Annotated in this window: 30 protein-coding genes; 8 read left to right on the forward strand and 22 right to left on the reverse strand. The window is 66.7% G+C overall.

Going from position 1 to position 24,668, the window contains the following annotated elements:
• Positions 1 to 116 precede the first annotated feature (116 nt).
• From NNX34_RS10840 to fabF, 5 genes are all read left to right on the forward strand, one after another.
• Positions 117 to 1,340, forward strand: a complete 1,224-nt coding sequence (locus NNX34_RS10840; RefSeq protein ID WP_227923715.1) for a CdaR family transcriptional regulator — start codon at positions 117 to 119, stop codon at positions 1,338 to 1,340.
• Positions 1,341 to 1,449: 109 nt separating this feature from the next.
• Entirely contained in the window at positions 1,450 to 2,403 is a 954-nt protein-coding gene (locus NNX34_RS10845) for an ACP S-malonyltransferase (RefSeq protein ID WP_255766503.1), read from the forward strand.
• Positions 2,400 to 3,461 (forward strand): beta-ketoacyl-ACP synthase III, encoded by a 1,062-nt coding sequence (locus NNX34_RS10850; RefSeq protein ID WP_255766504.1) that lies wholly within the window; start codon positions 2,400 to 2,402, stop codon positions 3,459 to 3,461. The genes NNX34_RS10845 and NNX34_RS10850 overlap by 4 nt, the downstream gene beginning before the upstream one ends.
• Positions 3,462 to 3,571: 110 nt before the next feature.
• Positions 3,572 to 3,817: an acyl carrier protein gene (locus tag NNX34_RS10855; RefSeq protein ID WP_255766505.1), complete on the forward strand. Its 246-nt coding sequence runs from the start codon at positions 3,572 to 3,574 to the stop codon at positions 3,815 to 3,817.
• Positions 3,818 to 3,897: 80 nt separating this feature from the next.
• Entirely contained in the window at positions 3,898 to 5,133 is a 1,236-nt protein-coding gene (gene fabF, locus NNX34_RS10860; RefSeq protein WP_255766506.1) for a beta-ketoacyl-ACP synthase II, read from the forward strand.
• Positions 5,134 to 5,214: 81 nt separating this feature from the next.
• Here the strand turns inward: fabF and NNX34_RS10865 are convergent, their stop codons facing one another.
• The 7 genes from NNX34_RS10865 to NNX34_RS10895 all read right to left on the reverse strand — a co-directional run bounded on the left by NNX34_RS10865 (position 5,215) and on the right by NNX34_RS10895 (position 11,432).
• Positions 5,215 to 5,718: a DUF3145 domain-containing protein gene (locus tag NNX34_RS10865; RefSeq protein WP_227923692.1), complete on the reverse strand. Its 504-nt coding sequence runs from the start codon at positions 5,716 to 5,718 to the stop codon at positions 5,215 to 5,217.
• Positions 5,719 to 5,915: 197 nt separating this feature from the next.
• Positions 5,916 to 6,860: a tyrosine recombinase XerC gene (locus NNX34_RS10870; protein ID WP_255766508.1), complete on the reverse strand. Its 945-nt coding sequence runs from the start codon at positions 6,858 to 6,860 to the stop codon at positions 5,916 to 5,918.
• Positions 6,861 to 6,891: 31 nt separating this feature from the next.
• Entirely contained in the window at positions 6,892 to 7,419 is a 528-nt protein-coding gene (locus NNX34_RS10875) for a methylated-DNA--[protein]-cysteine S-methyltransferase (protein WP_255766509.1), read from the reverse strand.
• Positions 7,420 to 7,465: 46 nt separating this feature from the next.
• Positions 7,466 to 8,689 (reverse strand): DNA-processing protein DprA, encoded by a 1,224-nt coding sequence (gene dprA / locus NNX34_RS10880; protein WP_255766510.1) that lies wholly within the window; start codon positions 8,687 to 8,689, stop codon positions 7,466 to 7,468.
• Entirely contained in the window at positions 8,686 to 10,233 is a 1,548-nt protein-coding gene (locus NNX34_RS10885) for a YifB family Mg chelatase-like AAA ATPase (protein WP_255766512.1), read from the reverse strand. The genes dprA and NNX34_RS10885 overlap by 4 nt, the downstream gene beginning before the upstream one ends.
• On the reverse strand, positions 10,233 to 10,598 hold the full coding sequence (locus tag NNX34_RS10890; protein ID WP_255766513.1) for a YraN family protein: 366 nt from the start codon (positions 10,596 to 10,598) through the stop codon (positions 10,233 to 10,235). The genes NNX34_RS10885 and NNX34_RS10890 overlap by 1 nt, the downstream gene beginning before the upstream one ends.
• Positions 10,599 to 10,697: 99 nt before the next feature.
• Positions 10,698 to 11,432, reverse strand: coding sequence for an SDR family oxidoreductase (locus NNX34_RS10895; RefSeq protein ID WP_255766514.1), 735 nt, complete (start codon positions 11,430 to 11,432; stop codon positions 10,698 to 10,700).
• A 376-nt stretch (positions 11,433 to 11,808) separates the two neighbouring features.
• On the opposite strand from NNX34_RS10895, the gene NNX34_RS16155 reads away from it, so the two are divergent.
• Positions 11,809 to 12,543, forward strand: coding sequence for an LPXTG cell wall anchor domain-containing protein (locus NNX34_RS16155; RefSeq protein WP_370647259.1), 735 nt, complete (start codon positions 11,809 to 11,811; stop codon positions 12,541 to 12,543).
• Between the two features lie 25 nt (positions 12,544 to 12,568).
• Here the strand turns inward: NNX34_RS16155 and NNX34_RS10905 are convergent, their stop codons facing one another.
• Positions 12,569 to 13,156, reverse strand: a complete 588-nt coding sequence (locus NNX34_RS10905; protein WP_255766515.1) for a 2'-5' RNA ligase family protein — start codon at positions 13,154 to 13,156, stop codon at positions 12,569 to 12,571.
• A 43-nt stretch (positions 13,157 to 13,199) separates the two neighbouring features.
• On the opposite strand from NNX34_RS10905, the gene NNX34_RS10910 reads away from it, so the two are divergent.
• Positions 13,200 to 13,790 (forward strand): GNAT family N-acetyltransferase, encoded by a 591-nt coding sequence (locus tag NNX34_RS10910; protein ID WP_255766516.1) that lies wholly within the window; start codon positions 13,200 to 13,202, stop codon positions 13,788 to 13,790.
• Here the strand turns inward: NNX34_RS10910 and NNX34_RS10915 are convergent.
• The 10 genes from NNX34_RS10915 to NNX34_RS10960 form a co-directional block, all read right to left on the reverse strand.
• Complete coding sequence (locus tag NNX34_RS10915; protein ID WP_227901490.1) at positions 13,762 to 14,082, reverse strand: DUF2469 domain-containing protein; 321 nt, start codon at positions 14,080 to 14,082, stop codon at positions 13,762 to 13,764. The genes NNX34_RS10910 and NNX34_RS10915 overlap by 29 nt on opposite strands.
• Positions 14,083 to 14,089: 7 nt before the next feature.
• The gene (locus NNX34_RS10920; RefSeq protein WP_255766520.1) at positions 14,090 to 14,827 is read right to left on the reverse strand and encodes a ribonuclease HII; all 738 of its coding nucleotides are present in this window, start codon (positions 14,825 to 14,827) and stop codon (positions 14,090 to 14,092) included.
• A complete protein-coding gene (lepB, locus tag NNX34_RS10925; protein WP_255766521.1) occupies positions 14,824 to 15,588 on the reverse strand; it encodes a signal peptidase I in 765 nt (254 codons plus the stop codon). Before lepB (NNX34_RS10925) ends, NNX34_RS10920 begins: the two co-directional genes overlap by 4 nt.
• Positions 15,589 to 15,599: 11 nt before the next feature.
• On the reverse strand, positions 15,600 to 16,310 hold the full coding sequence (gene lepB / locus NNX34_RS10930) for a signal peptidase I (RefSeq protein ID WP_255766522.1): 711 nt from the start codon (positions 16,308 to 16,310) through the stop codon (positions 15,600 to 15,602).
• Between the two features lie 5 nt (positions 16,311 to 16,315).
• Positions 16,316 to 16,675 carry a 50S ribosomal protein L19 gene (gene rplS, locus NNX34_RS10935; RefSeq protein ID WP_146364401.1) on the reverse strand — a complete coding sequence of 120 codons (360 nt, stop codon included), beginning with the start codon at positions 16,673 to 16,675 and terminating at the stop codon, positions 16,316 to 16,318.
• Between the two features lie 239 nt (positions 16,676 to 16,914).
• The gene (gene trmD, locus NNX34_RS10940) at positions 16,915 to 17,694 is read right to left on the reverse strand and encodes a tRNA (guanosine(37)-N1)-methyltransferase TrmD (protein ID WP_255766523.1); all 780 of its coding nucleotides are present in this window, start codon (positions 17,692 to 17,694) and stop codon (positions 16,915 to 16,917) included.
• Positions 17,695 to 18,258, reverse strand: a complete 564-nt coding sequence (rimM, locus tag NNX34_RS10945; protein ID WP_255766524.1) for a ribosome maturation factor RimM — start codon at positions 18,256 to 18,258, stop codon at positions 17,695 to 17,697. It abuts the gene before it with no gap.
• A 169-nt stretch (positions 18,259 to 18,427) separates the two neighbouring features.
• Positions 18,428 to 18,670 (reverse strand): RNA-binding protein, encoded by a 243-nt coding sequence (locus tag NNX34_RS10950; RefSeq protein WP_255766526.1) that lies wholly within the window; start codon positions 18,668 to 18,670, stop codon positions 18,428 to 18,430.
• Position 18,671: 1 nt separating this feature from the next.
• Complete coding sequence (gene rpsP / locus NNX34_RS10955; RefSeq protein ID WP_255766527.1) at positions 18,672 to 19,079, reverse strand: 30S ribosomal protein S16; 408 nt, start codon at positions 19,077 to 19,079, stop codon at positions 18,672 to 18,674.
• A gap of 193 nt (positions 19,080 to 19,272) precedes the next feature.
• Positions 19,273 to 20,154, reverse strand: coding sequence for a VOC family protein (locus NNX34_RS10960; RefSeq protein WP_255766529.1), 882 nt, complete (start codon positions 20,152 to 20,154; stop codon positions 19,273 to 19,275).
• A gap of 294 nt (positions 20,155 to 20,448) precedes the next feature.
• Here NNX34_RS10960 and NNX34_RS10965 point away from each other — a divergent pair, with 294 nt between their 5' ends.
• Positions 20,449 to 21,252: a hypothetical protein gene (locus tag NNX34_RS10965; RefSeq protein WP_255766531.1), complete on the forward strand. Its 804-nt coding sequence runs from the start codon at positions 20,449 to 20,451 to the stop codon at positions 21,250 to 21,252.
• Here the strand turns inward: NNX34_RS10965 and NNX34_RS10970 are convergent.
• The 4 genes from NNX34_RS10970 to ffh form a co-directional block, all read right to left on the reverse strand.
• Positions 21,249 to 21,740, reverse strand: a complete 492-nt coding sequence (locus NNX34_RS10970) for a GNAT family N-acetyltransferase (protein WP_255766532.1) — start codon at positions 21,738 to 21,740, stop codon at positions 21,249 to 21,251. The two genes, NNX34_RS10965 and NNX34_RS10970, sit on opposite strands and share 4 nt — an antisense overlap.
• Before the next feature lie 56 nt (positions 21,741 to 21,796).
• Positions 21,797 to 22,369: an alpha/beta fold hydrolase gene (locus NNX34_RS10975; RefSeq protein WP_255766534.1), complete on the reverse strand. Its 573-nt coding sequence runs from the start codon at positions 22,367 to 22,369 to the stop codon at positions 21,797 to 21,799.
• Positions 22,370 to 22,377: 8 nt separating this feature from the next.
• On the reverse strand, positions 22,378 to 22,926 hold the full coding sequence (locus NNX34_RS10980) for an NUDIX domain-containing protein (protein WP_255766536.1): 549 nt from the start codon (positions 22,924 to 22,926) through the stop codon (positions 22,378 to 22,380).
• 117 nt (positions 22,927 to 23,043) lie between these two features.
• Entirely contained in the window at positions 23,044 to 24,627 is a 1,584-nt protein-coding gene (gene ffh / locus NNX34_RS10985) for a signal recognition particle protein (RefSeq protein ID WP_229951593.1), read from the reverse strand.
• Positions 24,628 to 24,668: the final 41 nt, after the last annotated feature.

A 24,668-nucleotide genomic window follows, 5' to 3' on the forward strand; every position in this document is an offset into this window, starting at 1 on the left:
TGGGCAGTAACCGGGCGGCAGCCGGGAACGATGTGAAACCCAAGCTGCCTGCCTAGCCAACTTGTAGCCTTCACACAAAATAGCGGTTCACTCGTGCAGGCCGTAAGCTCGCAGGTATGCCAGTGCGTCCCAATACGTCCGCTGCCTCAGCGCCGCCGGAAGCAGACCAGCCCACCGTCGAGCGCCTGAAAGCGAATATCGGCAGGCTTTCGACTGCCACCCTGCAGCAGCTGGACATTTCCCTGCCGTGGTACCGGGGGCTGCGCCCGGACGAGCGCTCGGCCCTGGGAATGGTTGCACAGAAGGGCATCGCGTCCTTCGTGAACTGGTACCAGCGTCCTGCCTCGCCCGCCTGGGTGCTCAGCGACGTCTTCGGCACCGCCCCTACCGAGCTCACCCGCTCGATCAGCCTGCAGAAGGCCCTCCAGCTGATCCGGGTGGTGGTCCAGGTGGTCGAGGACCGGGTGCCGGAGCTGGCCGGCAGCGAGGTCCAGTCCAAACTGCGCGAAGCGGTGCTGCGCTATTCGCGTGAAGTGGCCTTCGCCGCCGCCGATGTCTATGCCCGTGCGGCCGAAACCCGGGGTGCCTGGGACACCCGGCTGGAGGCCCTTGTGGTCGACGCCATCCTGCGCGGCGAGAGTTCGGACGCGCTGCGCTCCCGGATTGCCGCCGTCGGCTGGAGCTCCGCGGCACCGGTCACCGTCATGGTGGGCGGCTCTCCTGCCGAAGCCAATGCCACATTCGTGAATGAACTCCGCCGGGCCACGGGCCGGCTGGCCGAGGACACCCTCGTGGGGATCCAGGGCGAGCGGCTGATCCTGGTCCTGGGCGGCCTGGAGGACAAGGCCTTCTCCTACACCCGCCTGTCCGAACTCTTCGGTCCGGGACCGGTGGTGTACGGCCCGCCCGCACTCTCCCTTGTCGAGGCCGGCCCGTCCGCGCAGGCCGCGTTCGCCGGACTCACCGCCGCCCGCGCCTGGCCGGCTGCGCCACGCCCGGTGGCGGCTGACGACCTGTGGCCCGAGCGGGTGATGTCCGGGGATGACACAGCACGCAAGGCCCTGGTGGAAAGCATCTACACACCCCTGCTGGGTGCCTCCAACGGGCTGGCCGAGACCCTTAGCGCGTACCTCTCGCTGGGCCACTCCCTGGAGGCCACGGCACGTGAACTCTTCGTCCATGCCAATACGGTCCGCTACCGCCTGCGGCGCGTCTGCGATGTGACCGGATGGGACCCGATGCTGCCCCGCGAAGCGTTCGTACTGCAGACCGCGCTGGTGGTCGGACGCCTGGCACCGGCCGGAAAAGCCGCCCCCGAGAAGCCCGCCGTCCGCCTCTGAACCCTGCCCAGGCGCCGTCGTTGGCTTGTAGACTTCCTACAAAGGCGTCCGGGGAGCTTGGTCTACGCAAACACCCGGTCCCGTCCCCTATCTTTGGAAAGCTGTATACGTGCTTGCAATCGTCTGCCCCGGCCAGGGGTCCCAAACGCCAGGATTCCTCTCACCGTGGCTGGAACTGCCCGGCGTACGGGATCACCTTTCCGCGCTGAGCGACGTCGCCGGCCTGGACCTCATTGCCCACGGCACGGTCTCCGACGAGGAAACCATCAAGGACACCGCCGTCGCCCAGCCCCTGATCGTTGCCGCGGGCCTGATGGCCGCCCGGCTGCTGCTGGAGCCCTCGGCACTGACATCCTCCACCGTCCTGGCCGGCCACTCGGTCGGCGAGATCACCGCCTCCGCCATCGCCGGTGCGCTGCCGGAAAACGACGCCCTGGTGTTTGTCCGGGAACGGGCCAACGCCATGGCACGCGCCGCAGCGGTTGAGCCCACGGGCATGAGCGCCATTCTGGGCGGGGATCCCGACGACGTGGCCGCCGTGCTGGAAGCCGCAGGGCTCACGGCGGCGAACGCCAACGGCGGCGGGCAGACCGTGGCTGCCGGGACGCACAACCAGCTCGAGGTACTCACCGCAGCACCGCCGGCCAAGGCACGGGTTATTCCGTTGAAGGTCGCCGGGGCGTTCCACACCTCCCACATGGCCCCCGCCGTGACTGTCCTGGAAGCACTGCGTCCCTCCCTCACCCCGCAGGCGCCGCTGGCCACCCTGCTCTCCAACCGCGACGGCGCCGCAGTGGTGTCCGGTGACGCCAACCTTGACAGCCTCATCGCCCAGGTATCCCGCCCGGTACGGTGGGACCTCTGCATGGAGAACATGCTCGGCATGGGCGTGACCGGCCTGCTGGAACTGCCGCCGGCAGGAACCCTCACCGGACTGGCACGCCGCGGCATGAAGGGCATACCGACACTCGCCCTGAAATCCCCAGAAGATCTAACCGCTGCCCGGGAGTTCATCCGTGAGCATTCCGGAACGGCAGCAACAACCGGAGAAGGTAACGCGTGAGCACGCCCACCCTGAAGCAGTCCCCCGTCAACGAATTCAGCCGAATCCACGGCATCGGCGCCTTCCGCCCCGACGTCATTGTCAGCAACGACGACGTCTGCCAGTGGATCGATTCCTCCGATGAATGGATCCGCCAGCGCACCGGCATCGTGACCCGGCACCGTGCGGACAAGGGCACGTCCGTGGTGGACATGGCAGAGGCTGCCGGACGCGAGGCGTTGAAGAACGCCGGCATCGAGGGATCCCAGCTCGGCGCCGTCATCGTCTCCACCGTGACCCACCCCTACGCGACGCCTTCCGCGGCCACCCAGATCACCGAGCGGCTGGGCGCGACGCCGGCACCGGCCTACGATGTTTCCGCCGCGTGCGCCGGGTACTGCTACGGCATTGCCCAGGCAGACGCGCTGGTCCGCTCCGGCGCCGCCACCTACGTGCTGGTCATCGGCGTGGAAAAGCTCTCCGACTTCATCGACAACACCGAACGCACCATCTCCTTCCTGCTCGGCGATGGTGCCGGCGCCGTCGTCGTCGGCCCCTCCGACACCCCCGGAATCGCGCCCTCCGTCTGGGGATCCGACGGCAGCAAGTCCGGTGCCATCGGCATGACCCACTCCATGCTGGATGTCCGGGAACTTTCCCTCGCCGCCGAGGCCGACGGCGGCATGAGCCCCGCGGACCTCTCCGACCGGGACACCAAGCTCTGGCCCACCCTGCGCCAGGACGGCCAGACGGTCTTCCGCTGGGCCGTATGGGAGATGGCCAAGGCTGCCCAGCAGGCGCTCGACGCCGCCGGGATCACCGCCGAGGATCTCTCCGCCTTCGTGCCGCACCAGGCCAACATGCGCATCATTGACGAGATGGCGAAGCAGTTGAAGCTGCCCGAGTCAGTCATCATTGCCCGCGACATTGCCGATGCGGGAAACACCTCGGCCGCGTCCATTCCGCTGGCCACCTACCGCCTGCTGCAGGAGCACCCCGAACTGAGCGGCAAGCTGTCGCTGCAGATCGGCTTCGGCGCCGGCCTTGTGTTCGGCGCGCAGGTAGTTGTCCTTCCCTAGCCCCAATTCCGCAGTGCCGGCCACGCCGGTGCAGCCCACAGAACCACACCGCTTCGGCGGTTGGAAAACCGGACCGGTCCCGTACCGGCACTACAAGAAAAGGAGCCAACATGGCTAGCAAAGAAGAAATCCTGGCCGGCCTCGCCGAGATCGTCAATGAAGAGACGGGTCTGGCCCCCGAGGCCGTTGAGCTGGACAAGTCCTTCACCGATGACCTGGACATCGACTCCATTTCCATGATGACCATCGTCGTCAACGCTGAAGAAAAGTTCGGCGTGCGCATCCCGGACGAAGAGGTCAAGAACCTGAAGACCGTCGGCGACGCCGTGGACTTCATCTCCAACGCCCAGGCATAACCTTCCGGCGGCCGCTGCCTGGCGGCGGCCGCCCGGTACTGCCGGAACCAGCACCTGCAACTGCTTCAAGAGAGTGAATCATGGCCCGCAAAGTAGTCATCACAGGCCTCGGAGCGACCACGCCCATCGGCGGGGACGTTCCAACCATGTGGAAGAACGCACTGCAGGGTGTCTCCGGCGCCCGTACCCTGGAAGACGAATGGGTGGAGAAGTACTCGCTGCCCGTGACCTTTGCAGCGCGGGCCACCACTCCCGCTTCGGAAGTCCTTTCCCGCGTCGAAGCCAAGCGGATGGACCCCTCCACGCAGTTCGCCGTCGTCGCGGCGCGCGAAGCCTGGGCCGATTCCGGCCTCGCAGACATTGACCACGACCGGCTTGCCGTCTCCTTCGCCACCGGTATCGGCGGCATCTGGACCCTGCTCGACGCCTGGGACACCCTGCGCGAAAAGGGGCCGCGGCGGGTACTGCCCATGACCGTTCCGATGCTGATGCCCAACGGCCCGTCCGCCGCGGTCAGCCTCGACCTGGGTGCCCGCGCCGGCGCCCACACACCCGTCTCAGCCTGCGCCTCCGGAACCGAGGCCCTCCACCAGGGCCTGGACATGATCCGCTCCGGCAAAGCCGACATCGTCGTCGCCGGCGGCGCGGAAGCCTGCATTCACCCGATGCCCTTGGCATCCTTCGCCTCCATGCAGGCCCTGTCCAAGCGCAACGATGATCCCCAGCGTGCCTCCCGCCCCTATGACAAGGACCGCGACGGCTTCGTGATGGGTGAGGGCGCCGGTGCGCTGGTGCTCGAAAGCGAAGAGCACGCCCTGGCCCGCGGAGCACGGATTTACGCCGAACTTGCAGGCACGGCCGTCACCGCCGACGCGTACCACATCACCGCCCCGGACCCCGAGGGCCTCGGCGCCACCAGGGCCCTGAAGTCCGCTCTCTTTGATGCCCGGGCGCAGGCCGAGGACGTAGTCCACGTGAACGCGCACGCCACCTCCACCCCGGTGGGCGACAAGCCGGAATACACCGCGCTGAAGGCTGCCCTGGGCAGTGCCCTCGACGGAGTTGCCGTGTCAGCGACCAAGTCGCAGATGGGCCACCTGCTGGGTGCCTCCGGTGCAGTCGAAGCCGTCCTGACGGCTTTGGCGGTCTACGAGCGCCAGGCGCCGGCCACGATCAACCTGGAAAACCAGGATCCGGAGATTCCGCTCGACGTGGTGACCTCCAGCCGCCAGCTGCGCGGCGGAGACATCGTGGCGCTGAGCAATTCCTTCGGCTTCGGCGGGCACAACGCCGTCGCCGTGCTGCGCAGCCGCTAACCCGTTCGCTTACGACAACAGGCGTCCGTTCCCCGCGGGGAACGGACGCCTGTTGTGTTTGCTACGGAGTTTTTGAGGAGACTAGCCGACCTGGTGCAGCCAGCGCACCGGAGCGCCGTCGGCCGCGTGCCGGAACGGCTCCAGCTCTTCGTCCCAGGCCTCGCCCAGGGCGAGTGAGAGTTCGTGGTAGACCGCCGACGGATCGCCGGCACCGTTTTCATAGGCGTAACGGATGCGGTTCTCGGAAATCATGATGTTGCCGTGCACGTCGGTGGCGGCGTGGAAGATGCCCAGCTCAGGCGTGTGTGCCCAGCGGCTGCCGTCGGCTCCGGGGCTCTGTTCCTCCGTCACCTCGTACCGGAGGTGCGCCCAGCCGCGCAGCGCGGACGCGAGCAGGGAACCGGTGCCCTGCGGTCCGGTCCAGGCGATTTCGGCCCGTACCATTCCGGGCGCAGCCGGCTGAGGGGTCCACTGTAGATCCGTTCGCTTTTCCACGACGGATCCGATGGCCCACTCAATATGGGGGCACAACGCGGAAGGGGCAGAGTGCACAAACAGTACGCCGCGCGCCATCACAACAGACATTCCATCCTCCATAGCTGTAGGTACGTCTTCCCCAACGACCTGCTGCTGCATGGACGGATATCGAGCCGGATGTGACCGCTGTCCATCATTGTGCCGTAAGTTACGTCGATGCGCCAATGTATCCTTTTGAGCCTCTGCAGCACCGCAGGCTCGGCGGTGCTGCCGGAGTCGGGCGGCGGTCCCTGGGCGGCCGTCCCTTAGGCTCGCGGATGCGCCTGGCTGTAGCTCTGGCGCAGCCTGTCCACTGACACGTGTGTGTAGAGCTGCGTGGTGGCCAGCGACGAATGGCCCAGGATTTCCTGCACGGCACGCAGGTCGGCACCGCCGTCGAGCAGGTGGGTGGCCGCGGAGTGGCGCAGGGCGTGCGGCCCGGAGGCGGACGTGTCCGGCACGGCTTCCAAAAGCCCTGCCACCACGCTGCGGACCTGCCGCTGGTCCACCCGTCCGCCCCGCTTGCCCAGGAACAATGCCGGACCGCTGTCCCCGGTCGCCATCGACGGACGGCCGCGGCGCAGCCAGTCATCCACCGCCAGCGCAGCCGGCAGGCCGTAAGGCACCGTGCGTTCCTTGTTGCCCTTGCCCAGCACGGTGAGCGTCCTGCGGTCCGGATCGAGGTCGTCGACGTCCAATCCGGCCAGCTCCCCCACCCGGATGCCCGTTGCGTAGAGCAGTTCGACCATCGCGCGGTCCCGCAGAGCCACGGGTTCGCCCTCGGCGGCAGCCGCCTGCAGGGTTTCGAACAGGTCATCGAGCTGGCTGCTGCGCAGCACGCCGGGAAGGGTCTTTTCCTTCTTCGGTGCTTTCAGCCGCAGGGCCGGGTTTTCGCTGATAAGTTCCTCGCGCAGGGCCCAGTTGGTGAAGCTGCGTGCCGTGGCGGCGCGGCGGGCCAGCGTGGAACGGGCCTGCCCGCCGGCACTGAGTTCGCCCAGCCAGCCGCGCAGGATGCCCAGGTCCAGTTCCTGGAGCGAGCCTGCTCCGGCGCCGAGGGCATAGTCGAGCAGCTTCGACACATCCGACTCATAGGCACGGACCGTGTGCTCGGAGCGGCCACGCTCCGCCGTAAGGTACCGGCAGAAGCCCTCCAGTGCGGAACGGAATTCCGCCGGCCACGCAGTTCGCCCTGCTGCTCCCTTTGATGTCACCTCTTTACTGTTCTCTCTTTGCCGCCGCCGTTCAAGCAGGCACGCTGTCGGCACGCAGGCAGTTGCGCCGCAGGTGTTCTGTCTGCGGGGCCTGCTCGAGTTCCAGCAGGTACCGTTTCGCATCGACGCCGCCCGAGTATCCCGTCAGCGCGCCGCGGGACCCCACCACGCGGTGGGTGGGCACAACCAGGTTCAACGGGTTATGGGCCAATGCTGCTCCCACGCTTCGGGCCTTGGCCGCGTCGCCCAGCAGGACCGCCAGCTGCTTGTAGCTTGCCGTCCTGCCGTAGGCGATGCCCGAGACCTGCTCCCATACCCTGCGCTGGAACTCGGTCCCCTGGGGATTGGTATCCACGCTGAAGCAGCAGCGCCGGCCCTCGAAGTACTCCGTCAGTTGACGTTCGACATCCTCGAAGCCGTCTTCGGCCGCAATGCCGTACGGTGTCCCTGACCCTGCCGGCGCAGCGGGCGGCCCCAGCCGGACCATGGACAGGAGTCCGTCCATAGCGACGAGGGTGAGTACCCCTACCGGCGAGGTGACTATCTTGTGAGTGATCATGATGACGTCCTTCCTGGATGTGCGGATAGTCGAAATGTCGATGCTGCTAACGCCGGCCGCGGCGCCACTGGTCTCCTTCGGACCGTACGGCCAGTCCTTCCAATTCCAGCCGCGCCAGCCCGGCGCGCACCCCTTGCAGGGAAAGCCCGGCGACGGTAGCCAGTTTCTCGGTGGTCGTTCCGCTGCGCACCGGCAGCGCATCCAACAACAGCAGGTCCTCCACGGGCAGCCCGTCGTGATCTGCCCGGCGGCCTCCCTCCCGGCTGTCCCCTGCCCGGCTGGCCGGATCGCCCGGCTCTCCCGGCGGGACATCACGGAGCGGCCCGGCCAGCTCCACCACTTCCCGGGCATCGGTCACGCAGACTGCACTTCCGTCGCGCAGCAGCCGGTGGCATCCGGCAGAGTTGGCTGAGTACACGGAGCCCGGCACCGCACCGACTTCCCGCCCTAACCCGGCGGCATGGTGGGCAGTGTTCAGTGCTCCGGATCTCCAGCGGGCCTCCACCACCACGGTGACGGCGCTCAGCGCAGCGATGATCCGGTTCCGTTGCAGGAATCTCCAGCGGGTGGGGGCAGATCCCGGCGGCACTTCGGACAGCAGCAGTCCGCGCTCCGCGACGGCGCGAAGCAGGTCCTCGTTGCCGGCCGGGTAGAACCGGTCCGCACCGCACGCCATGACCGCTAGCGTGGCCGGGGCATCAGCGGATGCAGCTGCGAGCGCGGCACGATGTGCCTGGGCATCGATTCCGTAGGCGCCTCCGGAGACAACGGTGTACCCGCGGTTGGCCAGCCCCGCTGCAAGGTCCCCCGCTATGGACAGCCCGTATCCGGTCGCGTCCCGGGAACCCACTACTGCCACGGTCCGGTCCAGTTCCGGCAGGCCCCGCTCCAGGTCTCCCCGTACCCAGAGACACAACGGCATTTCCTGCTGCAGGTGGCGCAATGACTCGGGCCAACGGGGATCCTCCGGCACAAGGAGTTCCCCACCCAGACGGCGGATCGCGTCCAGGTCCCGGTCCGGCGCAAGGTCCGCTACCCGCGGGGCCCACCTTTTCAGTCCCTCTGCCAGGGCGCTTCCCTGGCCGCTGCCCGGGGATGGAAAGCGTGACGTTTCGGCGGCGAGATCCGGAGGCGTGCCCGCCGCTCCGGTGGCGATCTGCAGCGCCTGGACCGGACCGGCGGCCGCCACGAGTGCCAGGCCCACGGTATCTGAAGGTTCGAACAGCCTGGACAATGCCGCCCGTGCGACCAACACCTCGTCATTACTCATGCCGCCGCTCCCTGCCGGCGGAAAGCGAGGGCCTGCCCGACGTCGTCGGCGTCCGGGCTTCCGTGCCCGGCAAGATCGGCGACGGTCCAGGCCACCCGCAATACCCGGTCGTAGCCCCGGGCCGTCAGGAGCTGGCGGTCCAAGGCCCGGTCCAGGGCCGACGTTGCTTTGCTCGGCGGCCGCAGGCTGTCCCGCAGCAAGGTGCCGGGAACCTCGGCATTGGTTTCGCATCCAAGCGGCTGAAGCCGCTCCCGTTGGAACCGCCGCGCCTCCAGCACGCGTGCCGCCACCGTGGAGCTGGCCTCCGCAGGCTCTGCGGCGAAGTAGTCGACCAGGGAGACCCGCTGCACGGACAGCTGCAGGTCCACCCGATCCAGCAGCGGACCGGAGAGCCGGCTGAAGTATCGGCGCCGCTGTGTGGAGGTGCAGGTGCACTCGATTCCCTTGCCGGTTGCGAGTCCGCAGGGACAGGGATTGGCGGCAAGGACGAGCTGGAAGCGTGCCGGATACACGGCTGTACCCGCTGCCCGGTGCAGGACAAGCTCGCCGCTCTCAAGCGGTTGGCGCAAGCCGTCCAGGACCCGTCTCTCATACTCTGGCGCCTCATCGAGGAACAACACGCCGCGGTGGGCGCGGGAGGCAGCGCCGGGGCGCGGGATGCCTGAACCGCCCCCGATCACCGCTGCCGTGGACGCGGTGTGGTGCGGACTTTCGAACGGTGGTCGACGGAGCAGCTGGCGGCAGGGGCGTCCCTGCCAGGCGAGGGAGTGAATGGCGGTGACTTCCATTGCCTGGTCATCGGAAAGGTCCGGAAGGATGCCGGGCAACCGCTCAGCCAGCATGGTCTTTCCGGCGCCCGGCGGCCCGGTCATCAACAGATGGTGTGCTCCTGCCGCAGCCACTTCGACGGCGAAGCGGGCCTCTGCCTGCCCCGCCACGTCCGCAAGGTCGGGGATCCGGGATTCAGCCGGGCCCTCTTCGTGGTCGGGATCTTCTCCGGTACGGGCCACCGGCAGTGGAAAACTAAGCTGCTCGGCGTCGGCGCCGAGGTCGGCGGCCACCTCGGCCAGGCAGGAGTATCCCCGGACGCGGGCAGCAGGCACCAGTGCAGCCTCCTCTGCGTTCTCCGCCGCCACGGCAAAGTCCGTGTAGCCGGCCGCAACCGCGGCCATAACAGCCGGAAGTATGCCCCGGATCGGCCGAAGCCGGCTATCCAGTCCGAGTTCCGCCAGGAAGATGCAGCGGCCCGGGCTGCGCAGGACACCGCCGGCGCAGAGTGCAGCCACGACTATGGCCAGGTCGAAGCCGGAGCCGTGCTTCGGTACATCCGCAGGCATCAGGTTGACCGTGATGCGGCGCCGGCTCAGCGGCAGCCCGGCGTTTTTTGCCGCCGACTTCACCCGGTCGCGCGCCTCATTAAGGGAGGCGTCCGGCAGCCCCAGCAGGATAAAGGACGGAAGGGACTGACCGATGTCGGCTTCAATCTCAACGATCCTGCCCTGCAGGCCGACCAACCCTACCCCGTAGGTCCGTCCGAGCCCCATCAGGAGATTCCCCGCAGGTGCTCCACGACGGGCGGATTGGCGCCGTCGTCGAGAATCGAGACTGCGTCGATCCGGCGGTGGGTGAAGTAGCGGCTGTTGGCCCGGGCCCAGGCCCCTGCCAGCTGGTAGAGGCGGGCGACCTTATCCTGCCCGATCGCTTCGAAGGGGTGTCCGAAGTCCAGCGAGGAGCGCGTCTTCACTTCGACCACCACCAGGGTGGCCCCGTCCACGGCGACCAGGTCGATCTCGCCCTCGGGACACCGCCAGTTCCGGTCGATGATGCGAAGCCCGGCGTCGGTCAGGTACCGCGCCGCCAGTTCTTCTCCGCGGCTTCCCAGGATGTCTTTGGCTTTCATGTCCACCACGTTGGCTCAAACCGGACGGACCGGGCACAGCAGCACACAGCCGTGTGGAGAAGGATTCCGCCGCCGCGCACCGGAACCTGGGTGTGGAGGAGCAGAAGTTCAGGCCAGTCCCCCGTTGGCGTAGACCACCTGGCCGTTGACCCAGCGACCCGGCCCGGCAAGGAAGGCAACGGTTTCGGCGATGTCTTCGGGCTGGCCCAGGCGCCCTGGCGGCGCCGCCTCGGCCAGCCGCTCGACGGTGGCCTCGTCCTTTCCGTCCAGGAACAACGCCGTCGCTGTCGGTCCGGGCGCCACCGCGTTGACCGTGATGTCCCGTCCCCGCAGTTCCCGCGCCAGGATCAGCGTCATCCCTTCCACTGCAGCTTTGCTGGCCACATAGGCGCCGTAGCCAGGGTATTGGGTGCGCCGGACGGTGGTCGAAAAGTTGATGATCGTTCCACCCGGACGGACCCGGCGGGCCGCCTGCTGCGAGACCACGAACGTTCCCCGGATATTCGTGTGGTGCATCCGGTCCAGGTCCGCCAGATCCAGCTCGGCGACAGGGGAAAGGAGCATGATGCCTGCGGTGTTGACGACCACGTCCAGACCGCCGAACGCTGTCTCGACGGCGTCGAACGCGGCGGCCATCGCGGGCTCGTCCCCCACGTCTCCGCCCACGGCCAAGGCACGTCCGCCCTCGGCGGCAAGGTCGGCAACAACCCCGTCCGCTGTCTGTCGGTTCCGCGCGTAGTGCACACCCACCGAATAGCCGTTCAACGCGAGCCGTCGGACCACGGCCGCTCCGATCCCGCCGGATCCTCCGGTCACCAGGGCAACCCGTCCCGCAGTATCCATAACGCTCTCCTCGCTGGTCGTGGGCAGGACCTCGGTGTTTTCAACTTCCGGGATACACCACCGATGCCATGCCGCCAAGGGCAGATAAGACGCCCGACCGGAATTTGAGCGGGTCTTGTCGGGAAACTGCGTCATTCCGTAGGGGAACGCTGAGACGGCCCGGACAGGATAGCGACGCTAACGCCCATGTTCGACTCACAAAAAGGACATCATGCAAAACCGCAAGCGAAATACAACCGCTGTCGTGGCAGGATTTGCAGCCTTAGCGGGGCTGTCGATTGTCACCGGTGCACCGGCTTTGGCCACCGCCGCGCCGGCGACCGGGGACACTGTCCCAACCACGTCGCCGAGTGGGTCTCCCTCGGCGGAGGTTTCCGTGACGGAAACAGGAATCTACTTGTACCGGAAGGTAGACGCGCAGAAGCCGGCCGCCTGGGAGAACTCGGGAAAACAAACCTTCCTGGCCAAGCAGCCCGGACACCAGTGGTTCACCGATGTAACGTCCCTGGTCCCCTTGGTTCCATTCGAGGTATGCGGTCCCGGCTGGGCCGTCCAGCAAGACGTACTCGAGTTCGAAGGCACTTATGAGTGGCCGAAGAACCTCCTTTATCCCGAGCCCTTCCCCGGGAACCCGAAGCTAAAGGCCTCCCAGCATCAGGAGCTCGAGGAGGTGATGACGGTTCCCGAGTGCGCTTCCACGCCGACGCCGACACCGACACCGGAGCCTGCTAATCCCCCTCCCACGTCGACGCCGACGCCCACCCCCACGGACACCCCGTCCCAGAAGCCGACGCCGACCCCCACGGACACCCCGTCCAGGCCCCCGGCAGGTGCGGTCACGCCGACACCGGCAGCCACCCCGTCGGAAACCCCGGCAGGTTCGGTAACCCCGCCCGGATCGAACAGCACCACTCCTGCCCCGGGCAGCACCCCGCCGGCCCCGGGCACCACGGACCCCGGGATCCAGGTTGCCGGCAACCCCAGCCCCCGCGTTCCCGATGCCGGGCTCGCCCACACGGGTGCCGGCGGAACGTGGCTTGCCGCGGCCGGCGCAGCCATTCTGGCTGTCGGAGCGGTACTGGTGGTCATTGCCCGCCGCAGGAAAGCCTAAGCCCAAAGGTGTACCCCGGATGCCGTCAGTGCCCGGGGTACACCACCGGCATCCGCTGCAGCGTCACGGATTCCAGCGGAAGCGAAGGCAGGGTGCCCGCAAACCCCCGCGCCAGGGAGATGTGCGGGCGCAAGGTCCCGGCATGCATGAAGTTCGGATCACCGGCCATGAAGGCCGCGGCGTCCCGGATCCCGGCGGCGCCGAGAAAACCAACCAGCTCGGCGTACAGGTCCCGATGCAGCAAGGCCAGTTCCGGCGTCGGCAGGTATTCCACTACCAAGGTCGATCCGCGCATACCGAACCCGGCAAACCCCGCCGGCTCCAGCCGGAAGGAAACCGCGGGCAGCAGCGCCTCGGTCCGGGCAACGTACCCGGCGAGCAGCTGCTCGTAGGCAGAACGCGAAATGCCGGTCTGGGCATTGACGGCCCGGTGCACGTCCAGCACCTTCCCGAAGTGGATCAGCGTCAGGTGCAGCTGCTGCCGCGGCACCAGCCGGGTGCCGGCCGGCAGCGACTCCTGCAGGGACAGCAGGTGTGCCAGTGACGGACCGTCGGGCTGCATTTGTGCGTACAGGCGGAGGTTGGCGTCGAAGCCGCGCCGGGACTCGGGCATGCCGCTAAGTCTAGGCCCGGATTACACCCGCTAGGCTGTCGGGATGGCTTTCGCGATCCCACTGCTCAGCGACGACATCCTCCTGCTCCGTCCGCACGCCGCCGCCGACCTCGATGCCGTGTATGCACGCTGCATCGACCCTGTGTCGGTCCAGTGGACCACCATTCCGCTGGGCTACACGCCGGAGATGGCGCAGCAGTACCTGGCCGCCATCTCGGTGCCGCAGGAAAACGCCGTGTCCTGGGCGCTCGACGTCGGCGGCAGCTATGCAGGCACCATCGACCTGCGCTTCGAAGGTGCAGCCTCCGGTTCGCTGGGCTTCGTCACGTCGCCGGAATACCGGGGCCGCGGCCTGATGTCCCGCGCGGTCCGGCTGGCAGTGGGGCACGCCTTCGAGGACCTGGACTGGGATGTGGTCACATGGAAGGCGAATGCGGGAAACACCGGCAGCTATAAGACCGTCTGGCGCTGCGGTTTCCCGCCGCCGATCGCGGTGCCATATCTGCTGAACCACCGCGGAACAATGGTTGAGGGATGGATTTCCAGCCTCGCCCGGAATGACCCAAGGAGCCCATCCGTCAGCTGGGCGAAGGCAGGGGCGGAAGCTACAGTTCGTCGGCCTTCGGCAGTGTGAGGTCGTCGTTGCGGGTCAATTCCTCCACGTTGACGTCCTTGAAGGTGATCACCCGCACGCTTTTGACGAACCGAGCGGACCGGTAGACGTCCCAGACCCACGCGTCCTGCAGCGTGAGGTCGAAGTAGATCTCGCCGTCGGCGGACCGGGCCTGCAGGTCCACGTGGTTGGCCAGGTAAAAGCGCCGCTCGGTTTCCACCACGTAGCTGAAGAGGCCTACGACGTCGCGGTACTCCCGGTACAGCTGGAGCTCCATGTCCGTTTCATAGTTCTCAAGGTCTTCGGCGCTCATGTTCCTATCATCCCCCAACTGTGCTCAAGTCGTCTTCCGGTTCCAGCAACGGTTCCGCCGGGCGGGGCTTGGAGCCCAGCCGCCAGGACATGCGGTGCAGCGGCGTTGGTCCGTGGACGTCGATGGCCGCGCGGTGCGACTCGGTGGCATAACCCTTGTTGATCTCCCACGAATAGTGCGGGTTCGAAGCGGCAAACTCTACCATCATGGCGTCGCGTTCCACCTTCGCCAGCACGCTGGCGGCGGCCACGCTCAGGCACTGCATGTCCGCCTTGATCCGGGTGTGCACGGGTGCGGTGCATCCCGGTGCCGGTTCATCCGGATCGTCGAACAGGCTGCCCTGCCGCTCGGGCGAGAGCCAGTTGTAGTTGCCGTCCAGGAGTACGACGTCGGGACGCAGGGTTGAGCACACCTGGTCCCAGGCGCGCGTTCCGGCCAGGCGAAGGGCGACGGTCAGCCCGTGCAGGTCGATCTCCGCCGCACTGGCATGGCCCACACCCCAGGCCAGGGCCCATTTCCTGATCTGCGGAACCAGTGCGTTCCGGTCCGCCACGGAAAGCAGCTTGCTGTCCCGCACTCCCTTGAGGGAGCGCACGGTAGCCAGGTCCACGGCCACCATCCCTACGGACACCGGTCCGGCCAGGGCGCCGCGGCCTACTTCGTCGCAGCCGGCCAGGATCCGGTGCCCGGAGGCAGCGAACGTGCGCTCATACCGAAGGGTCGGTGGCTTCGCCGTGGAACTCACTTGCTGCCGCTCGGTTCCGGGACATCCTCGAAGACTTCCGAATAGTCGTCAACCCCGCCGACGCGGTTCAGCGGCCAGGCCGTCACTACGGCCTTGCCCTCAATGTCCGCCACGTCTACGAAACCGCCGCCCTCACCGTATTGGTGTTCGCGGGAATCGGCAGAGGCATTGCGGTGGTCCCCCATCACCCAGACCTTGCCCTCGGGGACAACCACGTCAAAGGGGATGTCGGAGGGCGCGGCGCCGGGGTACAGGTAGGGCTCGTCCAAGGGTTCGCCGTTGACGGTGATCCTGCCGTTGGCATCGCAGCAGACCACATGGTCGCCTTCGGTGCCGATGACACGCTTGACCAGGTGCTGCTGGGACTCGTCAGGAAGCAGGCCAACAAAGGTCAGGCCCTCGCGGATCGGATTCGTTGCCTTCTCCGCGGTCTGCGGCAGCCAGCCCTTGGTGTCCTTGAAGACCACGACGTCGCCGCGGTTCAAGTCCATCGGTTCAGGGACCAGAAGGTTCACGAAAATCCGGTCGTTGATTTCCAGCGTCTCTTCCATGGACCCCGAGGGGATGTAAAACGCCCGGAAAAGGAAGGTCTTGATCAGGAAGGACAGCACCAGGGCTATCACCACGATCGTGAGGACTTCACGCAGCCAGGCGCCGAAACCGCGTTTCTTTTCCTTCGGTGCGGCCGAGTGCGCTGCGTGGTCCCGCTGCTCCCCGGAGCCGGGCGTCCCGTCAGGGGACTGGTCCGGTTGCTGCGACATTGCGTTTCCTCTTATTTCTCCGTGTTCCACTCGGCTCCTAAGGATAGCCGGTCAATATTGGTGCCGCGCTCGAGCGGCCAAAGAATTCGCTGGGCCTGTCCGATCACCCGTTCCGTGGAGATCAGGCCGCCGCCGGGAGCTCCCAGCAGGGACCGGGAATCCGCCGAAACGGACCGGTGGTCCCCCATCAGCCACAGCCTGCCTTCGGGAACGACGACGTCGAACCCGTGGTCGCTGGGAGCGTCTCCAGAGTAAACGTACGGCTCGTCCACGGGAGTTCCGTTGATGGTTATCCGCGGATCCCCGTCCGTGCAGCAGCTCACCCTGTCCCCCGCCACACCGATGACCCGTTTCACGTAAACGGTGTCGCTGCCGGCCAGCCCGACCCAGCGCCCCACGGTGACCGCGGCGTCGGCCACTGCCGGACGCCCGCTGTGCAGCGGCGCCAGCGAGCCCCGGCCGTCGAACACCACCACATCGCCGCGCCGGATGTCAGCCGAATCATAGGCGGTGCGGGAGACCAGGATCCGGTCACCGGGTTCCAGCAGCGGCTGCATGGAATCCGAGGGGATGTAGAAAACGTCGAACAGGAACGCCCGCACGAGGGCGGCCAGGATCACGGCCGCGGCGAGAGCACATAGCACAAAACGCCAGCCCACAAACCGGGGCCGGCGTTTCGTGTGCTTCGCGGAGGGACCCCCGGAGGCGGATGCTGCAGTCAAGTAAGTTACTTGGCGGGACGGAAGTCGCGCTTTTCCTTGATCTTGGCTGCCTTGCCGCGCAGATCGCGCATGTAGTACAGCTTCGCGCGGCGGACGTCGCCCTTGGAGACAACCTCGAGCTTGTCGATGACCGGGGAGTGTACCGGGAAGGTACGCTCCACGCCGACGCCGAAGCTGACCTTGCGGACCGTGAAGGTCGCGCGGAGGCCGTCGCCCTGGCGCTTGAGCACGAAGCCCTGGAAGACCTGAACACGGGTGTTCTTGCCTTCGATGATGTTTACGTGAACCTTGACCGTGTCACCGGCGCGGAACTCGGGGATGTCCGTACGCAGGGAAGCTGCGTCAACAGAATCTAGGATGTGCATTGTTTATCACTCCTGGTGAACGCCACAGGTCATTCACTTTGGTAACGGCAGCAAGAATGCGCCCCCAAAATGCGGGCTGCACGGATGCTGTCGAAGTTAGTAGACCGGCAGGACCGAGGATGGAATGCCGGTGTGTACATATCTGTTGGCCGCGTTCCCCCTGTGGCAGGTACGGACCCAGATGACACAACTCCCCATTTTGCCATACGCATCCGAACGGCACCAATCCGGCGCTGCCGTCAGGCGGGCGGGCAGACCCTGCCGTCACGGATTTCGTAGCCCAGCGCCGCCAAAGTGGCCCGGTCGGCCTTGTCCAGCGAAGCGGCGTCGAGCTTTTCGATCAGATCGGGCCGGCGTGCCGCGGTGCGCCTCAGCTGTTCGTCCCGCCGGAACCGGGCGATCTTGCCGTGGTTGCCGCTGAGCAGGACCTCCGGGACGGCACGATCGCGCCAGGCCGAGGGCTTGGTGTAGACCGGGTATTCCAGCAGCCCGTCCGAATGGGATTCCTCGACAAGGGACTCGGGATTCCCGACGACGCCGGGCACCAGCCTGCCTACGGCCTCGACCATGGCCAGCACCGCGACCTCCCCGCCGTTGAGCACGTAGTCTCCGAGGCTGACGGGACGGACGTCAAAGCGTTCCCCGGCCCATTCCAGCACCCGCTCGTCGATTCCTTCGTAGCGGCCGCAGGCGAAGACGAGGTGCTTCTCCTCGGCCAGCTCGTAGGCCATGGCCTGCGTGAAGACTGCACCGGCCGGCGAGGGGACGATCAGGACCGGCCGCTCGTCGCCGTCGCCCGCAACCGCGTCCAGTGCGGCGGCCCAGGGCTCGGGCTTCATAACCATGCCCGCTCCCCCGCCGTAGGGGGTGTCATCCACGGTACGGTGCCGGTCGGTGGTGAACTCCCGCAGGTCATGCACGGCCAGCTCCAGCAGGCCTTCCTGCCGGGCCTTGCCGATCAGGGACAGCTCAAGGGCTGCCAGGTACTCCGGGAAAATACTGACGACGTCGATGCGCACTTACTGTCCGGCTTCCTTCGTGTCGGCCGGGGCTGCGTCCTTTTTGTCTTCGGGCTTATTCAGCTCGAAGAGCCCCTCCGGCGGAGTGAGCAGGACATAGCCGTCTTCGATATTCACTTCGGGGACAATGGCCTCGACGAACGGTACGAGGATTTCCTCGCCGCGGCCGTCCTCGACCACCAGCAGGTCCTGGACGGTGAGGGTGCGCAGGCCGCTGACGGTGCCGACGACGTCGTCGCCTACCCGTGCCTTCAGGCCCACCAGTTCGTGCTCGTACCAGCCCTCGTCGTCGTCGTCCTCGTCCACCGTTTCGGTGTCGATGAACAGCTTCACGCCGCGCAGTTCCTCTGCGCCGTTGCGGTCCGTGATTTCTTCGAAGCCCAGCAGCAGGATGTCCTTGTTCCAACGCGCACTGATCACCGTCAGCGGGCCCTTGGCGGCCGGCTCTACGGTGAGCTCGGTGCCCGGGACAAAGCGGTCCTCGGGTGCGTCGGTCAGCACCTGGACGGTCACTTCACCGCGGATGCCGTGCGGCTTGCCGATGCGTGCCACCTGTAACTGCATGGATTCTCCTCTATGGGGTTTTCGTCGCCTGGATTGGCCGGCGCCTGAAAAAAATCCGGCCCCTTCACCATTATCTGGTGTCGGGGCCGGATCCTGTGTACTGCTTTACTTCCGGTACTGCAGTGAAGAACTGTTCGCTTCCGCTGCGCCGTCGGTGATCATTTTCAGATCAGCGGCGCCGGTCCGTGTCCACTACGTCCACTCGGACCTGCTCACCGTCGGCAAGGGCTGCGATGACCGTGCGCAGTGCGCGTGCGGTCCGTCCCTGCCTCCCGATGACCCGGCCGAGGTCGTCCTGGTGAACCCGAACCTCGAGGGTTTCCCCACGGCGGTTGCTCTTGGCGGAAACCTTGACGTCCTCAGGACTGTCAACGATTCCGCGCACGAGGTGCTCCAGCGCTTCAGCGAGCAAGTTACTCTGCCTCAGCCTCGGTGGAGGCCTCGGGGGCCTCTTCCTTCTTGGCCTTCGGGGTGATGGCCTCGGGGACAATCACGGACTTCTTTTCGGGAACCACGAAGGGTTCCTTCGGGGCCTTGGTACGCAGGGTACCTTCCTGGCCGTCGATGTTCTTGAACTTCTGCCAGTCACCGGTGATCTTCAGCAGTGCTGCGACCTGCTCGGTGGGCTGGGCGCCGACGCCGAGCCAGTACTGCGCACGGTCCGACTTGATGTCGATGTACGACGGCTCTTCGGTCGGACGGTAAAGTCCGATTTCTTCGATGGCACGGCCATCGCGCTTGGCACGGGAATCCATGACAACAACGCGGTAGTGTGCTGAGAACTTCTTGCCAAGGCGCTTAAGGCGAATCTTTACGGCCACTTTTGTGGTCACTCCTGATCTGAAATGGGCGAACCCGTACTTCTGCTCCCGTGGGGCGGGCCATAACGTTGGGGTTCAAAAGGACAAGATGCATGCACGGAGAGAGGGCCCGCGCAGATCGAGTACCAGACCATTGTGCCAGATGACTTCATCTTTTGCGACTCGCACGGCCGCGGCGGATATCGGCGGATTTTCAGCCGGCGGCAACACGCAGCCGGTTCCGCCACGGGTCCTCGAAACGCAGCTCGGCCCCGGTGGAGTGGCTGGAAATTCCGGCAACCCGAAGGCGGTCCGCAAGCCCGGCGACGTCGTCGGCGGTTGGAACGGTAATCAGTACCTCGCCCAGGCCCAGCGTGTCGCGGCGCGGTCCGGCGCCGCGGCTGTTCCAGACGTTCATCGCCATGTGGTGGTGGTAGCCGCCGGCGGAGACAAAGAGTGCCTGCCCGTGGAAACCGGCGGTCCGCTCAAAGCCGAGTGTATCGATGTAGAACGCGGCAGCGGTTTCCGTGTCGCCTACCTGCAGGTGAACGTGCCCGACGGCGGCATCGGCGGCCTGGAGTCCATCCAGTGCCGCTTCGGTGAGGTGCTCGCGGAAGTAGGCCTGAGCAGACAGCGGCAATGACGCCATCCGCACTTCCCTGCCGGTCTCCGTCCGATCCCAGCCCCAGGTTTCGCGCGGCTTGTCATAGTAGAGCTCGATGCCGTTGCCTTCAGGATCGGTGAAGTAGAACGCCTCGCTGACGAGGTGGTCCGCGGAACCGGCAAAGGCCGACGGGTCATACCGGGCCGCGGAGGCAACGGTGGCAGCAAGGTCGGCCTGGGTTTCGAAGAGGACGGCGGTGTGGAACAGTCCTGCCTCGCCGCGGGTGGCCACCTGCAATCCGGGCGCCGGCGCCAGATGCACCACCGGGACGCTTCCCCGCCCCAGATACTGGCCGCCGTCAGCCTCCGCCACTACCTCCAGGCCGAGGGCACCGCGGTAGTAGGCGGAGACCTTTGCGAGGTCGCCCACCTTGAGCATGACCGTGCCCATGGCGAGATCGGCGGGCAGCAGGTCATTTACTTGAAGGTTCATGCAATGAGTTTACTTGAAGCTTCATCTAATCCCAAGTCTCCTGCCCAGGGCGAAGGCGGTGACAATGCAAGGGCCCATTGTCCGGTTCCTTGATGCCTGTTACGGTCGGCTCGGCAATGGGCCGCGGACAAATACAACTGGGGAAATCCGCATGCTGGGTGCAAAGCGACACAACCGGATACTCGCCGACTACGACATTGGGCTGGAACGGGGATGAGCCAGTCAACGGTCCAACGAAAGCGGAAACCGTCCGGCGGAAGCAGGAAACCGTCCGGCGGAAGAACAAAGCGCAGAGTGCTGGGGGTCGTCACCGGCATCGGCGTCGTGTTGGCGGTGCTCGGCGTGGCCATGGTGGCCTTGAACCTGTTCGTCTTCTCCAATACCTACAATCCGTCGTCGTGGGATGATGACGTCCCGGTTCCGGAAGGGCTCCTCCCCCTCTCCTCTTCCGAGATCGACGAACTCGCCGTCCTTTCCTCCGTCCCCGGGGTTCTGTTCCTGCTCGCGATGTGCTTCATCTTCACCGGACGGGTCCTGCGCGGCCAAGTGAGCACGACGACCCCCAAAGGCCTGGAGGGCGGAACGGTCGTCTCCGTCAACACCTATCTCTCCCCACGGGCCCATCTGGCGTGGCTGGGTGCGGCGCTGGCCTTCTGGATCGTCCTCATTCCCGTTCCCGTTCTGCTCTCCCTCGGGGGCGGCTGGCCGCAGACCGTCAGCGACACGGCGAGAGGCCAGGTCTGGGTCAACCTGGTGCTCTACGGCGGCCTCGCGGCGGCAATCGCAGGTGTCCTTTTCGTCTCCCACCTCAAGAAACAGCACTATCTGGCGCTGTCCGCCGCCGATAACCTCCGGCTGGATGAGCCCCAGCGGGGAATCTGGCGCTGGCTCACCTTCCGCTGGCGCTTCGACCTGTGGCTCGGAGCATTCGGAGGAGCGTTCATCGGCGTCTCGTTTGCCTTCCTGCCCTACGTCGATCCCGCTGCTATGGTGATCCTCCTGGCCATCGGCGCCGTGCCCATGGTCCTCGGGGTGCTGCTGGCACGGCAGTACTGGCGGGCAAAGCTGCCCCTGGGGCTGGCCGAATCCTTCGCCTAGGGTGTCCCGGACGACGACGGCGGCCGGGACGCCGGGCCCTGCCGCTTGAGCAGGTCCCGGCGCAGGGCGACCCGCTCCCCCAGGGCATCCAGGCCGAGCTGCCTTTCGTGGGTCCGGAGTGCGGCAAGCCCGCCGACGGGATGGGTCACGATCTCGAAGCCGCAGCTGGCGTAGAACGGGGCGTTGAACGGCACCTCGGCAAAGGTGCACAGCGTCATCGAGGTGTAGCCCCGCTGCCGCGCCCATCCGAGGGCAGCCTTCACCAGCGCCCGGCCCACTCCGGCTCCGGCGGCGTCTGGGTGTACCGAAAGCTGCTCCAGGTGGGCCTGTCCGTCAACCTCCTCCAGGCGGGCGAATCCGACGGGCGGATTGCCCGCAACCAGAATGTGGAGGGAAGCTGCGAGCTCCGGAACGGTGGCCGGCGGCGGCAGCTCCCCGGGGCCTGCGGGCAGCATCCCGTCCAGCAACGTGTCGGATGCTTGCTCCAACGCGGGCAGGACGGGAAGATCTTCGGGGCCCGCGCTCCGGATGGACGGTCCGCCCATCAGTTGGCCGGCATCCGGCTGACAGAGGCCAGGAACTCCCGGATCGCCTGCCGCCCGGCATCCGTGTCCTGCGGGCGGTGGTTCCCGCCGACCTGCCGGTGCTCGGCTCCCGTCGAGACCAGGAAATCCGCCACCTCTTCATACAGCGGTTCCCATCCGCCGGTAAGGACCAGCGTGGGGACACCCGGGACAATGTCCAGCGGAGCGTCGTCAAAGAGGGGCTGCAGCAGGTTGCGGTGAGCCGTCGTGGCCGGCAGGTCGCGGGTCAGGGAGAAGACCGCAGGCTCACACAGGACCAGGGAAAAGACCCGAGCCGGATCGCGGAGTGCCGCCAGCATGGCCGGAACCGCACCGGCCGCATGCGCCACCAGGTGCCCTCCGCCGGCCAGTTCCTCCCGGATCAGGGCGATATCCGCTTCCAGGTCCGGAGGCAGCGGATCGGCGACGGCGTCATAGCCGTGGCGCCGAAGGAACAGGCAGTCATAGTCGAGGGCAAGCCCGTGCTGCCGGGGCCAGGCGGCCGCGCCGAAACTGCCGGCGCCGTGCACAAACACCACTCGTTCCCGAGGCAAACCCACTCCTAATGTCCAAGAATTCCGGTGAAGCCCTCCAGCGGCGGCATCATCCGGCGGAGCGCCGGCGCGGCGACCGGCCCCGCGGAAACAGGTTCACCGTTCACGAGTTCCACCATGGTGCCCAGTTCCAGTGCTTCCAGCGCGGCTCCCCACTCCCCGCCATGCCCCTCGTCCAGTCCCGAACCGCAATCCGCCAGGGGAATGAAGCCGGCCTCCCACTCCCCGCCTGCTCCGGTAAAGGACGTCACGGACGTGGACAGCGTGCCGCCGTCGAACAGGAAATCGATCGAGTCCGCCTGTCCCTGGGTGCCCTGCACGCAGTCCAGCACCAGCACGCGGCCGACATTGAACTCGGGATCCAGGGTTGCACGGGCAATGCGGCGGGCGGCGGAGCGTGGATCCTCCCCGCCCTTCACCACTCCTCCCGGCAGCTCCCAGGCGTTGCCGTTACGCAGCATCAGCACGCGGCCGTCGCTGGTGCGGATCAGGACCCGTACGGTGATGCTGCGTCGGAAGACCGACCCGTAAAAGCCGCTCAGCCCCTGTGCCGCCATGCTGGTCCCTTCCTCTGCTGCCGAACTTCGGCGCTGCGCCGTGAAGGCGCGCATCCGCCATTAAACACACAACGCCGGACTCCGAGTCCGGCGTTGTGCGGGGGTGCGGTGCAGACCCTACTTACCGAGGAACTTGTCGAAGCCCTTGGGCAGGTTCAGCGAGGACGGGTCGAAGTCCGCCTCCTGGCCGCCGAACGCACTGCCGGTGGGCAGGGCCTGCCGGGCTCCGGCACGCCGGGCCTCCGCCTCTGCCCGTTCCTGGGCGGCCTTGGCCGGGTTGCCCGACTTGGCCTTCTTCTTGCCCTTGGCTGCCTGCTGCTTCTTGCGCGCACCGCCGAACCCGCCGGGTCCTGCCATGCCGGGCATGCCCGGAATGCCGCCGCCGGCAGCCATCTTCTTCATCATCTTCTGTGCCTGCACGAAACGCTCGAGCAGGCCGTTGACCTCGGAGACGTGGACGCCGGAACCGCGGGCGATGCGGGCGCGCCGGGATCCGTTGATGATCTTGGGTGCTACCCGCTCGTGCGGGGTCATGGAGCGGACAATCGCTTCCACCCGGTCGATTTCGCGTTCGTCGAAGTTCTCCAGCTGCTCACGCATGCCGGCGGCGCCGGGCATCATCATGAGCATCTTCTTCATGGAGCCCATCTTGCGGATCTGCTGCATCTGGGCGAGGAAGTCGTCGAGGGTGAAGTCTTCCTGGTCGGCGAACTTCTTCGCCATCCGGTTGGCTTCGTCCTTGTCCCAGCTCTGCTCGGCCTGCTCGATCAGGGTCAGGACGTCGCCGAGGTCCAGGATGCGGCTGGCCATGCGGTCCGGGTGGAAGACCTCGAAGTCGGTCAGGCCCTCGCCGGTGGAGGCGAACATGATGGGCTTGCCGGTCACCGACGCCACGGACAGTGCGGCACCGCCGCGGGCATCACCGTCGAGCTTGGTGAGGACCACGCCGGTGAAGTTGACGCCCTCGTTGAAGGCCTGCGCCGTGTTCACGGCGTCCTGGCCGATCATGGCATCAATGACGAACAGGACTTCGTCCGGGTTGATCGCGGCGCGGATGTCCGCGGCCTGCTGCATCAGTTCGGCATCCACGCCCAGGCGGCCGGCGGTATCGACAATGACGACGTCGTAAAGCTTGGTGCGTGCTTCCTCGATGCCCTGGCGGGCGACGGCGACCGGATCGCCGGTGGCTGCCTCGAACTCGGAGGAAACGCCGGGGTGCGGTGCGTAGACGGGGACGCCGGCGCGTTCGCCGTTGACCTGCAGCTGGCGGACGGCGTTGGGGCGCTGCAGGTCCGCTGCGACCAGCAGCGGGCTGTGGCCCTGGGACTTCAGGTGCTTGGAGAGTTTGCCGGCGAGGGTGGTCTTACCGGCACCCTGCAGGCCCGCGAGCATGATGACCGTGGGCGGGTTCTTCGCCAGGCGCAGCCGGCGGGTCTCGCCGCCGAGGATGCCCTTGAGCTCCTCGTTGACGATCTTGACGACCTGCTGGCCCGGGTTCAGCGCCTGCGAAACCTCCAGGCCGAGGGCGCGTTCCTTGACGGAAGCGGTGAAGGCGCGCACCACCGGAACGGCGACGTCGGCGTCCAGCAGGGCGCGGCGGATCTCGCGAACGGTGGCATCGACGTCGGCCTCGGTGAGCCGGCCCTTGCCGCGGAGATTCTTGAAGGTTGAAGTCAACCGGTCAGACAGTGAATTGAACACGTGCCGCGCACTTCTTTCGTCAGTTCTTCGCCATGTTTGGC

The organism is Arthrobacter sp. zg-Y1116, assembly GCF_024385485.1.
In the GTDB taxonomy this organism is placed as follows: Bacteria; Actinomycetota; Actinomycetes; order Actinomycetales; family Micrococcaceae; genus Arthrobacter_B.

Excerpts from the sequence above, each read along its gene's own strand:
- NNX34_RS10840 (WP_227923715.1), top strand. The coding sequence starts at position 117 with ATGCCAGTGCGTCCCAATACGTCCGCTGCCTCAGCGCCGCCGGAAGCA.
- NNX34_RS10855 (WP_255766505.1), top strand. The coding sequence starts at position 3,572 with ATGGCTAGCAAAGAAGAAATCCTGGCCGGCCTCGCCGAGATCGTCAAT.
- fabF (WP_255766506.1), top strand. The coding sequence starts at position 3,898 with ATGGCCCGCAAAGTAGTCATCACAGGCCTCGGAGCGACCACGCCCATC.
- NNX34_RS10865 (WP_227923692.1), bottom strand. The coding sequence starts at position 5,718 with ATGTCTGTTGTGATGGCGCGCGGCGTACTGTTTGTGCACTCTGCCCCT.
- NNX34_RS10875 (WP_255766509.1), bottom strand. The coding sequence starts at position 7,419 with ATGATCACTCACAAGATAGTCACCTCGCCGGTAGGGGTACTCACCCTC.
- dprA (WP_255766510.1), bottom strand. The coding sequence starts at position 8,689 with ATGAGTAATGACGAGGTGTTGGTCGCACGGGCGGCATTGTCCAGGCTG.
- NNX34_RS10885 (WP_255766512.1), bottom strand. The coding sequence starts at position 10,233 with ATGGGGCTCGGACGGACCTACGGGGTAGGGTTGGTCGGCCTGCAGGGC.
- NNX34_RS10895 (WP_255766514.1), bottom strand. The coding sequence starts at position 11,432 with ATGGATACTGCGGGACGGGTTGCCCTGGTGACCGGAGGATCCGGCGGG.
- NNX34_RS10905 (WP_255766515.1), bottom strand. The coding sequence starts at position 13,156 with ATGCCCGAGTCCCGGCGCGGCTTCGACGCCAACCTCCGCCTGTACGCA.
- NNX34_RS10910 (WP_255766516.1), top strand. The coding sequence starts at position 13,200 with ATGGCTTTCGCGATCCCACTGCTCAGCGACGACATCCTCCTGCTCCGT.
- NNX34_RS10915 (WP_227901490.1), bottom strand. The coding sequence starts at position 14,082 with ATGAGCGCCGAAGACCTTGAGAACTATGAAACGGACATGGAGCTCCAG.
- lepB (WP_255766521.1), bottom strand. The coding sequence starts at position 15,588 with ATGTCGCAGCAACCGGACCAGTCCCCTGACGGGACGCCCGGCTCCGGG.
- rplS (WP_146364401.1), bottom strand. The coding sequence starts at position 16,675 with ATGCACATCCTAGATTCTGTTGACGCAGCTTCCCTGCGTACGGACATC.
- rimM (WP_255766524.1), bottom strand. The coding sequence starts at position 18,258 with ATGCAGTTACAGGTGGCACGCATCGGCAAGCCGCACGGCATCCGCGGT.
- NNX34_RS10960 (WP_255766529.1), bottom strand. The coding sequence starts at position 20,154 with ATGAACCTTCAAGTAAATGACCTGCTGCCCGCCGATCTCGCCATGGGC.
- NNX34_RS10980 (WP_255766536.1), bottom strand. The coding sequence starts at position 22,926 with ATGGCGGCACAGGGGCTGAGCGGCTTTTACGGGTCGGTCTTCCGACGC.